General features: G+C 70.1%; 10 protein-coding genes. 5 read left to right on the top strand and 5 right to left on the bottom strand.

Features of this window, described 5'->3' with window-relative positions; all coding sequences use genetic code 11:
• Nucleotides 1-65: 65 nt before the first annotated feature.
• The 4 genes from IF78_RS0120380 to IF78_RS0120365 all read right to left on the bottom strand — a co-directional run bounded on the left by IF78_RS0120380 (nt 66) and on the right by IF78_RS0120365 (nt 7,759).
• Nucleotides 66-1,874 (bottom strand): ABC transporter substrate-binding protein, encoded by a 1,809-nt coding sequence (locus tag IF78_RS0120380; RefSeq protein WP_031483857.1) that lies wholly within the window; start codon nt 1,872-1,874, stop codon nt 66-68.
• 160 nt (nt 1,875-2,034) lie between these two features.
• Entirely contained in the window at nt 2,035-3,069 is a 1,035-nt protein-coding gene (locus IF78_RS0120375) for an ABC transporter permease (RefSeq protein ID WP_031483855.1), read from the bottom strand.
• Nucleotides 3,070-3,419: 350 nt separating this feature from the next.
• Nucleotides 3,420-5,327 (bottom strand): translational GTPase TypA, encoded by a 1,908-nt coding sequence (gene typA / locus IF78_RS0120370; protein ID WP_031483853.1) that lies wholly within the window; start codon nt 5,325-5,327, stop codon nt 3,420-3,422.
• A 200-nt stretch (nt 5,328-5,527) separates the two neighbouring features.
• On the bottom strand, nt 5,528-7,759 hold the full coding sequence (locus IF78_RS0120365) for an ABC transporter family substrate-binding protein (protein ID WP_031483851.1): 2,232 nt from the start codon (nt 7,757-7,759) through the stop codon (nt 5,528-5,530).
• Between the two features lie 406 nt (nt 7,760-8,165).
• Here IF78_RS0120365 and IF78_RS0120360 point away from each other — a divergent pair, with 406 nt between their 5' ends.
• The 5 genes from IF78_RS0120360 to IF78_RS0120340 all read left to right on the top strand — a co-directional run bounded on the left by IF78_RS0120360 (nt 8,166) and on the right by IF78_RS0120340 (nt 13,837).
• Complete coding sequence (locus IF78_RS0120360) at nt 8,166-8,456, top strand: hypothetical protein (RefSeq protein ID WP_031483848.1); 291 nt, start codon at nt 8,166-8,168, stop codon at nt 8,454-8,456.
• Nucleotides 8,457-8,482: 26 nt separating this feature from the next.
• Nucleotides 8,483-9,304 (top strand): hypothetical protein, encoded by an 822-nt coding sequence (locus tag IF78_RS0120355; protein ID WP_031483846.1) that lies wholly within the window; start codon nt 8,483-8,485, stop codon nt 9,302-9,304.
• Between the two features lie 21 nt (nt 9,305-9,325).
• On the top strand, nt 9,326-11,272 hold the full coding sequence (locus IF78_RS0120350) for a fumarate reductase/succinate dehydrogenase flavoprotein subunit (protein ID WP_031483844.1): 1,947 nt from the start codon (nt 9,326-9,328) through the stop codon (nt 11,270-11,272).
• Nucleotides 11,269-12,033 carry a succinate dehydrogenase/fumarate reductase iron-sulfur subunit gene (locus IF78_RS0120345; RefSeq protein ID WP_031483842.1) on the top strand — a complete coding sequence of 255 codons (765 nt, stop codon included), beginning with the start codon at nt 11,269-11,271 and terminating at the stop codon, nt 12,031-12,033. Before IF78_RS0120350 ends, IF78_RS0120345 begins: the two co-directional genes overlap by 4 nt.
• 133 nt (nt 12,034-12,166) lie before the next feature.
• Nucleotides 12,167-13,837, top strand: coding sequence for a hypothetical protein (locus IF78_RS0120340; RefSeq protein WP_031483840.1), 1,671 nt, complete (start codon nt 12,167-12,169; stop codon nt 13,835-13,837).
• Nucleotides 13,838-13,974: 137 nt separating this feature from the next.
• Here IF78_RS0120340 and IF78_RS0120335 read toward each other — a convergent pair whose 3' ends face one another.
• Nucleotides 13,975-16,704, bottom strand: coding sequence for a SpoIIE family protein phosphatase (locus IF78_RS0120335; protein WP_031483838.1), 2,730 nt, complete (start codon nt 16,702-16,704; stop codon nt 13,975-13,977).
• Between the last annotated feature and the right edge of the window lie 215 nt (nt 16,705-16,919).

Here is a 16,919-nt window from a genome sequence, read left to right as displayed (position 1 = left end):
TGTCCGGCGCGGCACCCGGTGCGCCGTCCTGAGCGGCGGACGCGCCGGGTGCCGGGCTGGCGGGGTTACTTGACGTACAGGCGGCGCGGGTCGACGCCGGCGATGATGTCGTCGTAGACGAGGCCGCCGATCTTCGACCCGGCGATCTGGGTCTGCTTGTAGTAGCCGGTCGGCACGACGTTCACGACCTCCGTGAGCAGGTACTTGTCGAGCTTCTCCCACTCGGCCGCGGCCTTCACCGGGTCGGTGATCTTGCTGATCCGGTCGATCTCGCTGTTGACCTTGGGGTCGTTGACCTGGGAGTAGTTCTGGGCGCCCTCGGCGATCCCGCGTCCGTCGTACAGCGGCGGGATCACGGTCGAGGCGGACGGCCAGTCGGCGCCCCACGCGGTGTGGAAGATGTCGTAGTTGTTGTCCAGCCTGCTGACCTGGTCGTAGTACGTCTCGGCCGGGATCTCCTGGCGCTGGACGTCGAAGCCGGCCTTCTCCAGGCCCGCCGCCATGGCGGTGGAGTACTGCTGGCCCTCCGGGGTGTTGATGTAGCCGAAGGTCAGCTTCAGGCCGACCTTGCCGGCCTCCTCCAGGAGCTTCTTGGCCTTGGCCGGGTCACCGGCGGGCTTCTTCTTCTTGCCGAACGGGTCGAACGAGGGGTCGTAGCCGCTCACGGTCGGGCTGATGATGCCGCCCGCGACCTCCATCGCGTCGGTGCCGCCGTAGGCACGCACGAACGGCGTGGACGGCAGGGCGTAGGCGATGGCCTGACGGACCTTGAGTTCCTTCATCTCCGGGTGGCTCATGTTGATGTTCATCTGGCCGACGTACGGCTGGTAGCCGCCGACCGTACGCGACTTCAGCTTCGGGTCGTTCAGGACCTTGGAGAGGTTGCCCGCGTCGACGGCGTTGCTGAAGCTCACACCGGTCTTGTCGGCGCCGCTGTCGGCGAGGAGCGCCTTGGTGGAGTCCTCGTACTGCTGGTTGAAGGTGATGTTGAACCGGTCGACGTACTGGTGGCGCAGCGGGTCCGTGGCCGGGTCCCAGTTGGTGTTCTTCACGAGCACCATCGACTTGCCGGACTTGAACTCCTGGATCTTGTACGGCCCGGTCACCACCGGGTCCTTGTCGTACTTCTCCTTGGTGTCGCCCTTCTCGGAGACGATGGCGTAACCCGTCATGGCCAGGGCGTACGGCAGGTCCGGGCGCGCCGTCTTGAACTTGAAGACGACCGTTTTCTCGTCCGGCGTCTCCAGGATGCTGTCCGGCAGGTGCTTGCCCTTGTACGGCCCGTCCGGCAGCAGCTTGCGGTAGTCGGCGCCCGGGGTGTCGGCCAGCCACTGCTGGACGTAGGGCGGGCCCTGGTTGATGAAGGACGCGAACTGCCGCTCGAAGGTGTGGCGGACGTCGGCCGAGGTGATCGCGGAGCCGTCCTCGAACTTGATGCCGTCCTTGAGCGTGTACTTCCAGGTCTTGCCGCCGTCCGTGGTGGTGCCGGAGTCGGTGGCGAGGTCGCCGACGACCTCGTGCTTCTTGCCGTCGTTGCTGGTCGCCTTGTAGCCGGTGAGCCCTCTGTGCAGCAGCTGGGAGACCGACATCTCGTCCTGGACGTAGACCTGGGCCGGGTCCAGGTGGGCGTAACTGTCGCGGGCCGGCACCGAGATGGTGCCGCCGCTCTTGGCGCCGGGGACCTCGGCGGCTGGGCCCTTGGACGCCGCGGCGTCCCCGAACTTGATGGCCGCCTGCTGCCGTTCGGCGTTCTCCTGCTGTTCCTTGTCGTTGCCACTGCCCTTGCTGCCGCCCTCGCTGCACCCGGTCAGCACGAGTGCGCCGGCCGCGAGCACCGAGATTGCCGCGTATACGTGGCGTCCGCCCCTACTCATCACTCAGTTTCCACCCATCTGTGTGTCACCAGTGCTGTGCGAAGGAAGTGCCAGGTGCCAAATGCGAAATGCGTAGTGCCTGGTGCGAAGTGCGTAATGCGTAGTGCCTAGTGCGTGGTGCGTAGTGCGTAGTGAGAAGTGCGTAGTGCCAACCGGTGCGTCAGCGCGCCGTCTTGGGGTCGAAGGCGTCCCTGACGGAGTCCCCCAGCAGGTTGAACGCCACGATGAAGATGATCATCGAGATGCCGGGGAAGAACATGTAGGTGATGTCGTTCTGCATCACGAGCTCGGTGGACGCCTTGGAGAACATCTGCCCCCAGTCCGGCGTCGGTTCGACGATGCCCACGCCGAGGAAGGACAGACCGGCCTCGGCGGTCACGAAGTTGGGGAGCATGTAGGTGCCCTGTACGAGGATCGGCGTGACCACGTTCGGCAGGATCTCCTTGCGGATGATCCGCCACGGCGGGGCCCCGCTGACCTTGGCCGCCTCGATGAACTCCCGTTCCCTCAGGGCGAGTGTGGTGCCTCTGAGGATCCGCGCGAGGCTCATCCAGCCCAGGAACCACATCACGAGGATCAGGGCGACCACCCGGACGTAGACGGGCGTCTCGTCGCGCGGGCTGACGAACAGTGAGACCACGACCGGCATGCTGGCGATGAAGAACAGCTGGGACGGGAAGGCGAGGAGGAAGTCGATGACCCGGCTGATCCAGTAGTCCGCCTTGCCGCCGAGGTAGCCGGCCGTGACACCGAGGAGGATCCCGGTGAGCACGGTGGCGAGGGTGACGGCGACCGAGATCCCCAGCGAAGTCCGGATGCCGTAGAGCAACTTGGTGAAGACGTCGTATCCGTTGCCCGGTTCGAGGCCGAACCAGAACTCGCCGCTGATCCCGCCGTTGGGCTGCACCGGCACGCCCGCGCTGTCGAACAGCTCGGGGCGTTCGTCGGCGTACACCGTGTACGGGTCCTTGCCGTACAGCCGGGAGATCACCGGCGCGAGCAGGCCGATCAGGAAGAAGAAGATGACGACATAGGCCGAGATCACGCCGGTGCGGTCACGTTTGAAGCGGATCCACATCAGCTGGCCGGGGGAACGCCCGACCAACTGCTCGTCCTCGGCCTTCGCGTCCGGCGGTGGTTCGCCGTCCGTGATGGCCGAGGTACCGCCACCCTCAATACCGATACGACTTGTCACGTTTCGCCCGTTTCGCTGGTATGGATATGCCAGAACGAGGCGTGCGGGATCCCGCAGCCGGACGCGCGTAGGAAGGGTCAGCCAACCCCCTGGTGCCGCTAACTATCTGCCATGCGCCAACTACCGACCACCCGTCTTAAATCTCAATTCAGTCACAGCTCACGCAAAGATCTTCCAGAATCCGGACAAACCGTTTGCCCGTGAAGGGCGCGAAACGGACTTGTTACCTGGCTATCGTGCGAGATTCTCCGCATTTCGGTCATGGGGTCGGTTCTCGGCCAGGAAAAACGGCTTGCGAAAAAGCCCGGGCTCCCCCATGACGGGGGAGCCCGGGCTCAAGTGTCCGATACTCAGCCGTGCTTGGCGCGGCTCGCGGCGCGGGCGCGCTCGCGCGCGTCCAGGTTCACCTTGCGGATGCGCACCGCTTCCGGCGTCACCTCGACGCACTCGTCGTCACGGCAGAACTCCAGGGACTGCTCCAGCGACAGCTTGCGCGGCGGGACGATCGACTCGGCGACATCGGCCGTGGACGACCGCATGTTGGTGAGCTTCTTCTCCTTGGTGATGTTGACGTCCATGTCGTCGGCGCGCGAGTTCTCGCCGACGATCATGCCCTCGTACACCTCGGTGCCGGGCTCCACGAACAGCACGCCGCGCTCCTGGAGGTTGGTCATCGCGAACGCGGTGACGGCACCGGAGCGGTCGGCGACCAGCGAGCCGTTGTTACGGGTCGTCAGGGTGCCGAACCAGGGCTCGAAGCCCTCGTGGATGGAGTGCCCGATGCCGGTGCCGCGGGTCTGCGTCAGGAACTCGGTCCGGAAGCCGATGAGACCACGGGACGGAACGACGAACTCCATCCGCACCCAGCCGGAGCCGTGGTTGGACATGTTGTCCATACGGCCCTTGCGCACGCCCATCAGCTGCGTGACGGCACCCATGTGCTCCTCGGGCACGTCGACGGTCATGCGCTCGACGGGCTCGTAGACCTTGCCGTCCACGTCCTTGGTGACGACCTGCGGCTTGCCGATGGTCAGCTCGAAGCCCTCGCGGCGCATCTGCTCGACCAGGATGGCCAGCGCCAGCTCACCACGGCCCTGCACCTCCCAGGCGTCGGGGCGCTCGGTGTCCAGGACGCGGAGGCTGACGTTACCGATCAGCTCGCGGTCCAGGCGGTCCTTGACCTGACGGGCGGTGACCTTGCGGTCCTTGACGGCCGCCTTGGCGTCGGCGCCCTTGCCGGTGCCGCCGCGGCCGACCAGCGGGGAGGTGTTGGTGCCGATGACCATGGAGATCGCGGGCTCGTCGACCGTGATCAGGGGCAGCGGTACCGGGTTCTCGGTGTCGGCGAGGGTCTCGCCGATCATGATGTCCGGGATGCCGGCGACGGCACAGATGTCACCGGGGCCCGCCACCTCGGCCGGCTTGCGGGTGAGCGCCTCGGTCATCATCAGCTCGCTGATGCGGACGTTGGTCACGGAGCCGTCGCGCTTCATCCACGCGACGGTCTGGCCCTTCTTCAGCTCGCCCTGGTGCACGCGGAGCAGGGCGATACGGCCGAGGAAGTTGTCGGCGTCCAGGTTGGTGACGTGGGCCTGGAGCGGGGCGTCCTCGTCGAAGGTGGGGGCCGGGATGTGCTCCAGGATGGTGGAGAAGAACGGCTCCAGGCTGGTGGAGTCGGCGGGCACGGTCCCGTCCTCCGGCTTGGTGAGGGACGCGATGCCGTCCCGGCCGCAGGCGTAGACGATCGGGAACTCGATCTGCTCCTCGTCGGCGTCCAGGTCGAGGAAGAGGTCGTACGTCTCGTTCACGACCTCGTCGATCCGGGCGTCGGGCCGGTCCGTCTTGTTGATGCACAGGATGATCGGCAGCCGGGCCTGGAGGGCCTTGCGCAGCACGAAGCGGGTCTGGGGCAGCGGGCCCTCGGAGGCGTCGACGAGCAGCACGACGCCGTCCACCATCGACAGACCGCGCTCGACCTCGCCACCGAAGTCGGCGTGGCCCGGGGTGTCGATGATGTTGATCGTGATCGGGTCCCCGCCGTCCTTGGGGTGGTACTTCACCGCCGTGTTCTTGGCGAGGATCGTGATGCCCTTCTCACGCTCCAGGTCGTTCGAGTCCATCATGCGGTCGTCGACAGAGTCGAGCTGGTGCGCGGCGAAGGCACCGGCCTGCTTCAGCATGCCGTCGACGATGGTGGTCTTGCCGTGGTCGACGTGGGCGACGATGGCGACGTTGCGGATGTCGTGGCGCGTGGCCATATTGCGGCGTACTCCCGGAGTGAGTGGACGGCCCTGCTGCGTACGTCTGTGTTACGCGGGCCCTGCCGGGCGGAACATGCCACGGCCTCACCCCATGGTACGGGGCCGCTGCCGCTGGGGCTTGGCGGGATGCTTCAGTGCAGGTCAGCTGGAGGATTGCCGCTCCTGCAGGCCCGCACTGGGGGCCTGCGGCCCCCTGCCTAGCCGGCCGACGCCGTCGCCGACGGCTTCGCCGCCTTCTTCAGGAAGCCCATGTCCTCGTACACCGGTGTCCCGAAGCCGAAGGCGCCGGCGTTGGCGACGTTCGTCCTCGCCGCGGTGAGCTGGGGGCGCTGGTAGAGGGGGATCGAGCCGGCGGCCGCCCAGATCCGGGAGTCGGCCTTGCGGATCAGGGAGCGGGACTCGGACTCGTCGAGTGTGGCGATCGCCTGGTCGAAGAGCTGGTCGACCTGGTCGGTGCCGACGCGCGTGTAGTTCTGCTCGACGTTCAGGGAGCCGTCGGCGGCCGGCACCGGCTTGGCGTAGATGGGGCGGGCGTCGGTGGCGGGGTAGGCGGAGCTGGGCCAGGAGTACAGGGCGAGGTCGTACTGGCCGGACGCGATGTGGTCCTTGAAGTAGCTGTCGTCCGAGACCTTGGTGATCGCCGTGCGGATGCCGACCCGCTCCAGCATCAGGCTGATCCGGTCCGCCACCGTGCGCAGCGTCTGCGAGCCCTCGCCCTCCGGCACCACGAAGCGCAGCGACAGCGGCTTGCCGTCCTTCGCCAGTGGCCGGGCAGCCGCCGCACCCGCCGGTGCGGGAGTGCCCGCCGGTGCCGGAGTGCCCTGGGGGGCGTACGCGCCGGGCGCCGAGCCCTGGTTCAGCGGCTTGTTGCCGTACTGCTTGCCCTCCTGGGCGAGATGCTCCCCCTCGCGGCCCTCACCGCCGTCCGCCTTGTTGTCCTCCCCGACGATGTACCGCCCGGCGTCCCCGCCCGACGACTCCGGGTCCTTCCCCGGGTCCTTTCCGGTGTCCTTTCGGGTGTCCTTCGCGCCGTCCTTCTCGGCGTCCTTCCCGCTCTTCTCCGCCTTGTCGGCCTTCTTCCCCTCCGGTCCCGCCGCGTTCTTCTCCTTCTCCGTCTCCTTGATCGGCCCGCCCCGCACCCACCCCGCGTCCTCCAGCAGCGCCTGGGCCTCCGCCGTGTCCTGGCCGCCGATCGCCCCGCTGTTGTCGGCGTACGCGGCCTGGCCGGACAGCGCGAGGTGGCTGCCGACCGGCTCGGCGGGCAGGCCCAGCGGGGTCAGGACGAGCTTCGCCAGCTCCTTGCGGTCGATCGCGCGGGCCACAGCCCGGCGCACCCGTTCGTCGGCGAGCGGACCGTCGGCGCCGTTGAGGGCGAGCTGGGTGTACGTCGGCTCCAGGGACTTGCGCACCTCGAAGCCCCGGAAAGCCGCCGCCTCGCGCCGCTGCTCGGGGGTCATCCTGCGCCGGTCCGGGCCCATCAGCGGCGAAGCGGAACCGGCCGGTGTCCCGGTGGTCGCGGTCCGGGGAGGCGCGGCGAGCGCGATGCGCCGGGCCGCGGCGGGGTCGACCTCGGCCAGGTCGAGCTGTCCGGAAGCCAGTGCGGCGGCGCGCTCGTCGCGCGGCACGGACCGCAGCACGATCTCCTGCAGCTTGGCCCGCTCTCCCCACCAGCGGGGGTTGCGGGCGAGCCGGACCTCGTCGCTCTTGCGGTCGATCCGCTTCACGGCGAACGGCCCGGCGCTGACCTTGAGCTTGCGCCGCGCCCCGTCGTTGAACGAGTCCGGCGTGCCCATGACCTCCTTCGGGTACAGTGGCGAGAAGAGAGAGCGCCAGTCGGCGTACGGCCGCGCGAAGGTCACCCGGACCTCCAGGTCGCCCTTGCCGCGCTCGATCTTCTCGATCCGGTCGTAGCCGGCGTTGCGGGCGGTCCAGTAGGCGCTGTCCTTGCCGGACAGGGCCCGCCACTGGGCGGCGAAGTCGGCGGCGCCGATCTCCCGGCCGTCGCTCCAGACGGCCTGCTGGTTCAGCTTGTACAGCACGACCTGCTTGGGCTCGGTCTCGACGATCTTGGCCGACTCCAGGTAGTCGGGGTTGCGCTCCGGGCGCCCGCTCGCGTCGAGCCGGTACATCGAGGGCAAGGTGGCCTGCGCGATCCGGGTGGTGGTCGCGTCGGCGTCCGACTGGAACGTGTTCAGCGTCTCCGGCACGGCGTCCACGGCCCACCGCAGCGTGCCGCCGTCGGCGACCTGGTCCCGGTCGGCCGATCCGATGTCCTGCCCGGCGAGCGGCTTTCCGGCCGGGTCGGGGTCGCTGCAACCGGCGAGCGCGGGCACGGCGAGCACCGCCGCGGCCAGGAAGGTGACCGACCGCGTGACCGAGGTGCGGCCAGGGCCCGTCCGGCGCCCGGGTCCGACGCCGCCGTAGGACATCTCGCCGTCGTAGGACATCTCAGGTACCTCCGGGGAGCCGCTCCCGCCGGTGACAATTAGTGTGTTCTGATCACGTTTGGCGGTATTTTGGAGTTGATCAGATCTAAGGGCCCCCACTGAAGAGGAAAGGGTTCGCCAGGCGGAGTCGACACGGCGGCGGGGACGCGCAACGCCACCCGTGTGGAGCAACGCATCAGCAAAGAGCTCCCACGCGGACGGAGCAACGCGCCCCCGCACTCCGTCCGGCCCACCGGCGTACACAGAGCGCATGCGGGCGCGCGTCGGAGGTGTGCAATCCGCCAATCGCTGCACACGCCTTCACAGCGACAGGTGTGACGCGCAACACTCGCAGGCGCATGAACGTTGCCACCCAGGGCCGAAGGGCCCACGGAAGTGAGGTCACGTCATGTCCGTGCAAGACGACCTGACAGCTGTCCAGCGCTGCCTCGACGACCTGGCCCGGTCCGTGGGCCGGCTGGAGAAGCAGCTCGGCACCGCCGGGCTCGAGATGCGCCGCGTCCGTACCGACGCCAACCATCTGCGCGAGAGCGTCGCGCTGCTTCGGGAGGCGGCCGCGAGCCCCACCCCGCAGCGCAAACCGGAGCTCGTCACCATCCCCGACACGCCGTACGACGACTCTCTGTGGATCGACACGGATGACGAGGGTCTCGGCGCCCGGGACCGCCACGCCCCCTAGAACCCACACCCGACCGGAGTCATGCATTGGCCACTGGTACGGAACCCCATCTGAACAGCGGCGGCGTACGAACCGGTACGCGCGCCGCGATCGCCGCCCCGCACCTGCGGACCGACCGCTGGTGGCTGGCTCCCGCCGCCACCGCGGCCGGTCTGCTCGCCTTCGTCGTCTACTCGACCTGGCGGGCCTTCGCGAACGCGGACTACTACGCGGCGCCGTACGTCTCCCCGTTCTACTCGCCCTGTCTGGCGGAGAACTGCGAGCCCATGCGCGCCGGGCCGAACTGGGACCTCTTCGGGAGCTGGTGGGGCATCTCCCCCGCGATCATCATCCTGATCTTCCCGCTCGGCTTCCGCCTGACCTGCTACTACTACCGCAAGGCCTACTACCGCGGCTTCTGGATGTCGCCCCCGGCCTGCGCGGTGGCGGAGCCGCACAAGAAGTACTCCGGTGAGACGCGCTTCCCGCTGATCCTGCAGAACATCCACCGGTACTTCTTCTACGCCGCGATCCCGGTCGCCGGGATCCTGACGTACGACACGGTGCTCGCCTTCCGCGACGAGAACTACGAGTGGGGCCACATGGGCCTCGGCACCCTCGTCTTCCTCGTCAACATCGTGCTGATCTGGGCGTACACCCTGTCCTGTCACTCCTGCCGGCACATCGTCGGCGGCAAGCTCAAGCACTTCTCCAAACACCCGGTGCGCTACCGGATGTGGCAGTGGATCGGGAAGCTCAACGCCCGCCACATGCTGCTCGCCTGGACGTCGCTGGTGAGCGTGGCGCTCGCCGACTTCTACGTCTATCTCGTCGCGTCCGGGGTCTTCGACGATCCGCGCTTCTTCTAGATTGAGTGGGGACTGAAACCAATGTCCGTGGTCGAACGGCAGGAGTGGGACGTCGTCGTGGTCGGCGCCGGGGGCGCGGGCCTGCGGGCGGCGATCGAGGCGCGCGAGCGAGGCGCCCGTACGGCCGTGATCTGCAAGTCGCTGTTCGGCAAGGCGCACACGGTGATGGCCGAGGGCGGCATCGCGGCGGCCATGGCCAATGCCAACCCGCACGACAACTGGCAGGTCCACTTCCGCGACACCATGCGCGGCGGGAAGTTCCTCAACCAGTGGCGGATGGCCGAGCTGCACGCGCAGGAGGCACCGGAGCGGGTGTGGGAGCTGGAGACCTGGGGCGCGCTGTTCGACCGTACGAAGGACGGCCGGATCTCGCAGCGCAACTTCGGCGGCCACGAGTACCCGCGCCTGGCGCACGTCGGCGACCGTACCGGCCTGGAGCTGATCCGCACGCTGCAGCAGAAGATCGTCTCGCTCCAGCAGGAGGACAAGAAGGAGACCGGCGACTACGAGTCCCGGCTGAAGGTCTATCAGGAGTGCACGGTCACCCGGATCCTCAAGGACGCGTCGGGCCGGGTCTCCGGGGTCTTCGCGTACGAGCGTGAGACCGGCCGTTTCTTCGTGCTGGAGGCCCCCGCCGTCGTCATCGCGACGGGCGGGATCGGCAAGTCCTTCAAGGTGACGTCGAACTCCTGGGAGTACACCGGCGACGGCCACGCGCTGGCGCTGCTCGCCGGGGCACCCCTGCTGAACATGGAGTTCGTGCAGTTCCATCCGACGGGCATGGTCTGGCCGCCGTCAGTGAAGGGGATTCTGGTCACGGAGTCGGTGCGAGGCGACGGAGGGGTGCTGCGCAACTCCGAGGGCAAGCGGTTCATGTTCGACTACATCCCCGACGTCTTCAAGGAGAAGTACGCCGAGTCGGAGGAGGAGGGCGACCGCTGGTACGAGGACCCGGACAACAACCGGCGGCCCCCCGAGCTGCTCCCCCGTGACGAGGTGGCGCGCGCGATCAACGCCGAGGTGAAGGCGGGCCGGGGCTCCCCGCACGGCGGGGTCTTCCTCGATGTGTCCACCCGGATGCCGGCGGAGGTCATCCGCCGACGCCTGCCCTCCATGTACCACCAGTTCAAGGAGCTGGCGGACGTGGACATCACGGCGGAGGCGATGGAGGTCGGGCCGACCTGCCACTACGTCATGGGCGGTATCGCGGTCGAGTCCGACACGGCGGCGGCGCGTGGCGTGCCCGGCCTGTACGCGGCCGGTGAGGTGGCCGGCGGCATGCACGGCTCGAACCGCCTGGGCGGGAATTCGTTGTCCGACCTGCTGGTGTTCGGGCGCCGGGCGGGCTGGCACGCCGCCGAGTACGCGGCCGCGCGGGCCTTCGAACGCCCCGAGGTCAGCGACCTGGAGGTCGACACGGCGGCCGCGGAGGCGCTGCGGCCCTTCTCGGCGGAGGGCCCGGTCGGGGGCGAGGCGGACGGACGCCCGCCGGAGAACCCGTACACCCTCCACCAGGAGCTCCAGCAGACCATGAACGACCTCGTCGGCATCATCCGCCGCGAGGGCGAGATGGAGCAGGCGCTGGAGAAGCTCGCGGATCTGCGGGTACGGGCCCGAAGGGCCGGCGTCGAGGGCCACCGCCAGTTCAACCCCGGCTGGCACCTCGCGCTGGACCTGCGCAACATGCTGCTGGTCAGCGAATGCGTGGCCCGGGCGGCGCTGGAGCGCACGGAGTCGCGGGGCGGCCACACCCGCGAGGACCATCCGACGATGGACCGCAAGTGGCGCAACATCAACCTGCTGTGCCGGCTGGCCGACCCGACGGGCGGCCTCGCGGCCATGGACCCGGAACGCGGCCAGATCGACCTCGTACGGGAGACCACCGACCCCGTCCGCCCGGACCTGCTCGCTCTCTTCGACAAGGAGGAGCTGGTCAAGTACCTCGCCGAAGAGGAGCTCTACCAGTGAGCAGCTACGAGGCCCGCTTCAAGGTGTGGCGGGGCGATGTGCAAGGCGGCGGCCTGGAGGACTTCAAGGTCGAGGTGAACGACGGCGAGGTGGTCCTCGACATCATCCACCGCCTGCAGGCCACCCAGGCACCCGATCTGGCGGTCCGCTGGAACTGCAAGGCGGGCAAGTGCGGTTCGTGTTCCGCCGAGATCAACGGGCGGCCGCGGCTGCTGTGCATGACGCGGATGTCGGTGTTCACCCGCGAGGAGACGATCACCGTCACACCGCTGCGGGCGTTCCCGGTGGTACGGGACCTGGTGACGGACGTCGGCTTCAACTACGAGAAGGCGCGCGAGGTCCCGTCCTTCGTGCCGCCCGAGGGCCTGGGCCCCGGCGAGTACCGGATGATGCAGGAGGACGTGGACCGCTCGCAGGAGTTCCGCAAGTGCATCGAGTGCTTCCTGTGCCAGGACACCTGCCATGTCGTCCGCGACCACGAGGAGAACAAGCCTGCGTTCGCGGGCCCGCGCTTCCTGATGCGGGTCGCCGAACTGGACATGCACCCGCTGGACGCTGCGAGCGAAAGCGGCCTGGACCGCAAGAAGACCGCCCAGGACGAACACGGCCTCGGCTACTGCAACATCACCAAGTGCTGCACGGAGGTCTGCCCCGAGGGCATCAAGATCACGGACAACGCGCTGATCCCCTTGAAGGAACGGGCGGTCGACCGCAAGTACGACCCGTTGGTGTGGCTGGGGTCGAAGATCATGAGGCGTTGATCAGGCGGCGGTCCCGCCGTCCGGGCCGCCGACCGGCGGTCCCGACCGGCTCCCCCGCCCCCGAGCACACCCGGAAGGCACCCCGGACGCACCCCGCTCGCGCGTGGGCATTCCTGCTCATACGCTCCGAAATGTGACGTCATCCTTGAGGCGGGGCCGGCCACGGCGTGCCTCGCACATATCCGTGCGGGTCGTGCTCGCGCTGGTGGGTGGGCTGATCGGGGTGGTGTGGCTGGTCCTGCCCGGGGTGACGGGCCGGGGTCAGGGGCGGGTCGCGGGCGGGGCGGCGCGGGCCGTTGCCGGTGGGGTGGGGCAGGGGGAGGTCGGGGAGACGTCCGCGGCCGATCTGGTGATGCCGATGCTGGCCGTCGTCGCGGTGGCGGTGCTCGCGGGGTACGGGTTCCTGCGGCGGAGGCGGCGGGCGCGGGGGCGTACGACACCGGGTGGGGCGCCGGTGCCGGGCACCGAGCCGGAGATCGGGGAGCTCGACGAGCGGGCGCGGGTCCTGCTGGTCCGGGCCGATGACTGGGTGCGGGTGAGTCGGGAGGAACTCGGCTTCGTCGAGGGACGGGTCGGGCTCGTCGCCGACCGGCCGGAGGCCTCGATCGGGGCGGCGGACGTCGAGCCGTTCACTCGGGTACTGCGGGATGCCGAGGCGGAGCTGGCGGTCGCGTTTCGGATGCGGTGGCAGTACGAGGGCGGGGTTCCGGGAGAGACCGCGGCGCGGCGGCATGTGCTGGCGGGGATCCTCGGGCGGGGTGAGGAGGCGGGGCGGTTGCTGGATGGGCAGGCCGCCGCGTTCGACCAGGTGCGGGGGTTGGAGGAGGGCCTGGGCGGCGGGCTGGGCGAGGCGTTGGCGGTCGCGGAGGGGCGGTTCCGCGAGCTGGCGGGGCGGACCGGGGGCGCCGACGCCGTGCTGCGCGGCCTCGCTGAGCGGTACGCCGCCTCGGCGACCGCCGCCGTCACGGGCCATGTCGAGCAGGCCAAGGACCGGCTGGTGTTCGCCACGGCCCGCCTCAACCACGCCCGCCAGAGTGCCGACTTGGGCGAGCTGGAGCGGGCCGCGGGCCAGTTGCGCGCCGCCGAGGGCGCCATCGCCCAGGCCGCCGTCTTCGTCGACGGCATCGACCGGCTCGCCGGGGAGCTCGCGACGGCCGCGGAGATGGTTCCGGCGGCGCTGACCGGCGGGGAGGCGGAGCTCACCGTGGCGCGGGAGTCGGCGCCGGGGGTGGGGGACGCGTATGTGGACGTGCCTCCCGGGGAGCTGCGCGCCCGTGTCCGCCACGCCGACGTCGTCCTGGCCGGCGTACGAGAAGAGCTGATCTCCGGGCCGTACGACCCCCTCGACCTGCTGCGGCGGATCGTGCGCGGCGTCGGGCCCGTCGTCGCGGGGCGGGGCGGGGTGATCGCGGCCGCCGCGCTGGTGTGCGCCCACAGTGCCCTCGCCGGTGCGGACGACGTCGTCGCGACGCATCGGGCCGCGGTGGGCGGCGAGGCGCGCACCCGGCTGGCGGAGGCCCGGAGACTGCTGGCTCCGGCGTCCGTACCGGCCGGGCGGAGCCCGCGTCGGGAACTCGCCGACCTCGTCACGGCCGACACCCTGGCCCAACAGGCCCGCGACCTCGCCGAACAGGACATCCGCACCCACGGCCACCCCGTCGACGGCCCGGGCGCGGACGCCATCGGACTCGCCGGGGCGGTGCTCGGCGGGGTGCTGCTGGGCGGACAGCCGAACGGCGGCCCGCCGGTCAGCTTCGGCGGGCCGCGCACACGGGAGCGACGCGGCGACACAACCTCCGCGTGAACGAACCCGCGCCCCGCCGGACAGAAGGCCGGACACCGGCCGGCCCTCAGCCCGGCGAGCCGCCCACACAGGCGTGACGCTGCGACACACCCTCCGCGTGAGCGACCCCCCTGCCCTCGCCCGCCGCCTCAGCGCGCTCAGAACAGGCTCAGCAACGCCTCCGCCGGATCCGCCAGCCCGTTCTCGCCGCCCGGCAGCGGGAGTTCGAACCACACCGTCTTGCCACGGGGCGTCCGGCGGGAGCCCCAGGCCGCGCTGAGGAGGCCGACCAGTTGGAGGCCTCGGCCGCCCTCGTCGGTGTCCCGGGCGCGGCGGCGGCGGGGTTGGACCAGGCCGGAGTCCCAGACCTCGCAGACCAGGGTGCGGTCCAGCAGCAGCCTGAGCCTGATCTCGCCCTCGCCGTAGCGCAGCGCGTTGGTGACGAGTTCGCTGACCAGGAGTTCCGTCGTGTCGACCAGCGGCTCCAGGTCCCAGGACAGCAACTGGCCGCGCGCGTACTCGCGGGCCCGGCCCACGCTGCGCGGCTCGCGCGGCAGGGTCCAGTCGCCGACCGATTCGGCCGGGAGGCCCTGGACACGGGCCATCAGCAGGGCGATGTCGTCCTCCCCGTGGTGGGAGTCGAGGGTGTTGAGGACGTGGTCGCAGACGTCCTCCAAGGGGCGGGCCGGGTCGGTGAGTGCGCCCACGAAGGCCTGGAGGCCCTCGTCCAGGGGGTGGTCGCGGGACTCGACCAGTCCATCCGTGTAGAGCGCCAGCAGCGCGCCCTCCGGCAGTTCGACCTCCACCTCCTCGAAGGGTTCGCCGCCCACACCCAGCGGCATCCCCGGCGGCACGTCCAGCATCAGCGCCGCCTCACCGGGTTCGACCAGGACCGGTGGGAGGTGGCCCGCGTTGGCGAAGGTGCAGCGGCGGGTGACGGAGTCGTAGACCGCGTAGACGCAGGTCGCCAGGTACACCTCGGAGAGGTCCGCCTCACGGGGGCGGCGGGCCGCGCGGGTCGCCTGCTGGACGCCGCCGGGGGCGCCGAGGCCGCGCGCGATCTCGTCCAGTGCCGAGAGGACTTCGGCCGGTTCGAGGTCCAGCAGGGCCAGCGTTCGTACAGCCGAACGGAGTTCGCCCATCGCGACGGCCGCCCGCAGGCCTCGGCCCATGACGTCCCCGACGACCAACGCCGTGCGGTGTCCGGGCAGTTCTATGACGTCGAACCAGTCGCCGCCCACCTCGCTGGGGCGGTCGGACGAGGCGTTGCCGGGGAGGTAGCGGCAGGCGATGTCCAGGCCGGACGCGACCGGGTCCCCCGGCGGGAGCAGGGACCGTTGCAGTATCAGCGCGCGTTCGTGCTCGCGGCGGTAGAGGCGGGCGTTGTCGATGCAGACCGCCGCACGTGCGGCGAGTTCGACCGCCAGGTCGCGGTCCCGGTCGCCGAACGGCTCGCTGCCCTTCGTACGCGCGAACTGCGCCAGTCCTACGACCGTGTCGTGGGCGACCATCGGCACGGCGAGCGTGGACTGCACCAGGCCGCCCTCCTCGCCGGGCACACGCTGCGGCCGGGCGGTGCGCAGGGCGTCCGCGCAGGGCGAGTTGAAGGGGTAGTGGTGGACGGCGCCGACCGCCACGGGGGCGCCGCCGCCGACGAAGGGCGCGTCGGAGACCGCGCTGGCGAAGGCGACGCGGCGCAGCTCCGCGCTGCCGTCGGCGAGGCCGGGCGGGGTCTCGTCGCCGGCCAGCAGGCCCTGGTAGAGGTCGACCGTGGCCAGGTCGCAGAAGCCGGGGACCACCACGTCCAGGAGTTCGCGGGCCGTGGTCTCCAGGTCGAGGGAGTTCCCTATGCGGGCGCCGGCCTCGTTCAGCAGGGCGAGATTGCGCCGCGCGGCGGCGGCCTCGCGGGCGGCGGCGCGCCGGGAGGTGATGTCGATTCCGAGCCAGGCGATGCCGATGGGGCGGCCGCTGCCGCTCTGCACCCGGTAGAGGTTGACGGACCAGTGGCGGCGCTCCTCGGAGCCCGGCAGAAAGCCCGTGACGTGCATGTCCGTGATGGAGTTGCCGCTCTCCATGACCCGCCGCAGGGTGGCCGCGACCCGGTCGGCCTCGGCGCGCTGCAGATAGTCGTGGACGCCCCGGCCGCGGTGGCTGTCGGGTGTGCCGCCGAACAGGGAGGCGAACCGGTTGTTGACGCGGCGGACCTTCAGCTCGGGGTCGATCAGCAGGAAGCCGAACGGAGATTGACCGAATATCGCCTGCGAGGCCGCGAGGTCGGTCTCTATCCGGCGCAGGGTGCGGACATCGACGACGATGCACACGGCGGCCCGCTCGCCGTCCTCGGTCCGCGTCGGCATGACGTACACCTCGGCGAGGCCGTCCTTGCCGCGCCCTCCGTCGGCGTCGTCCGGCATCCGGAAGGGGACCACGCCGGTCCACTCCCGCCCGTCCAGGATCTCGGCCATCTTGCGCTGGCCCTGTTCGCGCAGGTCGGGGTCGATGAACGCCTCGATGGGGTCCATGCCGACGGCACGCCCGGCCGGGATGCCGAAGAGCTGCTCGGCGCGCAGGCTCCACTGGTCGACCAGGCCGTCGGGGCCGATGGAGAAGGACGCGACCTTGATGTAGTCGTAGATCGAGCCGGGCGGGCTGCTCTGCCAGACGGCGTCGCCGGGGCGGGCGTCGTCGACGAAGCCGGCGGTGGTGACGGTCTCTGTGTCCTGCGAGGTCTGCGAAGCCCGTGTATCCCGCGAGGCCCATGTGTCTCGCGAGGCCGATGTGTCTGGGGAGGCCTGTGGGTCGTGGGCCGCCCGCTCTCCGGCGGCCTTCGCCCTCGCGCCGTCCGACGGGTCCTCGGACTCCGTGGCCTTCGCTGGTATCTCGCTCACGCGAACCGTCCCCTCCAGCTCACCGCGTCCGGCACCGGTCACCGGCGGCGGCTGCCCGCAGTATCCAGCACTACGGCCCCGCACAACACGGTGTTCACGATCACAGCACGTTCCCGATGGTTTTCGGTCCCGGCCGCGGAAACACTTCCAGACTTCTAACCAGCGGACACGCAGTCGAATCACGATCCGTGCCAACTGCCACTGGCCTGAACCAG

Origin of the sequence: Streptomyces bicolor (assembly GCF_000719285.1) — a bacterium.
Lineage (GTDB): Bacteria > Actinomycetota > Actinomycetes > Streptomycetales > Streptomycetaceae > Streptomyces > Streptomyces bicolor.
The sequence above is the reverse complement of the archived record's forward strand: the minus strand, read 5'-3'. Positions and strand labels throughout refer to the sequence as shown.